This window comes from Monashia sp. HAY1-5C, assembly GCF_056755255.1.
In genome coordinates this window covers 1-243 of record NZ_JBPGXG010000670.1, presented here as the reverse complement: position 1 = coordinate 243, position 243 = coordinate 1, and the positions used below count along the sequence as shown (strand labels likewise).

Sequence of the window (243 nt, the reverse complement as noted above, 5' to 3'; positions counted from 1 at the left end):
CCATTGCGCCAATTGCCCGGTCAATATGCGCCGATGGATCCCATTGTCTTCCACGACCAGGATGCCGGCGCCCATGACGTTGGCCGGCAGATCCGGAGATTTGCCACGCTCGGCAACCAGCGGCATAGGCAGATCGACGGTGAAGACCGATCCCTTGCCCCATTCGCTTTCGATTGAGAGCGAACCGCCGAAAAGATCGACCAGACCGGCCGTGATAGAGAGACCGAGACCGGAGCCCTCGAG

Annotated in this window: 1 protein-coding gene; it reads right to left on the bottom strand. The window is 60.9% G+C overall.

What is annotated here, in order from left to right; all coding sequences use genetic code 11:
* On the bottom strand, positions 1-243 hold a 243-nt coding region (locus ACR9ZK_RS23140), incomplete at both ends, for an ATP-binding protein (RefSeq protein ID WP_481344258.1).